General features: G+C 74.8%; 1 protein-coding gene. It reads right to left on the bottom strand.

Annotated elements, in window-relative coordinates; all coding sequences use genetic code 11:
* On the bottom strand, window positions 1-476 hold a 476-nt coding region (locus AC2W7G_RS17680), incomplete at its 3' end, for a potassium-transporting ATPase subunit KdpA (protein WP_485869582.1).
* Window positions 477-750 lie beyond the last annotated feature (274 nt).

Genomic DNA, 750 nt, shown 5'->3' with positions numbered 1-750 from the left:
GGCTGCGCGCCAGCGCGCGGCGAAGGGGCGCCGCGGCCACGCTCATGCCGACCGCGGCGGAGACGAAGTTCTGGCACGGTGAGGCCGGCGGCCTGGAGCAGGTGCCCGGCCGCGGCCTCGCCGGAGTACCACTGCCAGTTGGTGTTGGCCACGAACGAGACGGCGGTGTTCCACGCGCCGTCGGCCGGCAGCGCGTCCATGCCCAGCGACAGCGGCAGGTGCTGCTGCAGGCGGCCGAGCGCGTACAGGACGAGCACGCCGACCAGCGAGAATCCGAGCACCGACAGCGCGTAGGTGCGCCACGTCTGGTCGGCGTCGGGGTCGACCCGCAGCAGGCGGTAGGTCAGGCGCTCGGGCCGCAGGTGGCGCTCGGACGTGTAGGTCCGGGCCAGGTGGCGGCCGAGCAGCGGGGTGGTCAGGGCGAGGGCCGCGGTGAGGACGGCGACCTGGCCGAGGGCGGGGAGCACGTCGCTCATCGCTCGGCCCCCTTGTCCAGGAGGTCGACCAGCACGGCCAGCAGGGTGAAGGCTCCCACGGTGAGGAGCACGTAGAGGACGTCGAGCACGCCTGCGTTCCTACGCCCGGTGCCGCGGGTCCGACGGCCGTCTTGACGGGTCCTTGACGGTGCCCGGCGGCTTCCTGACGCCTTCCCTACGCCGGCGCGAGCGCCCCGAGCGGCAGCACGCCGAGCAGCAGGACGACGAGGCTCGCGACGAGCGCCGCGCGGACCCCGGCGGTCGCCGGACCGGT

This window comes from Aeromicrobium sp. PFPM2_SD2 (genome assembly GCF_057364525.1).
Note: the sequence above shows the minus strand (reverse complement) of the source record. Positions and strands in the feature narration are given on the sequence as shown.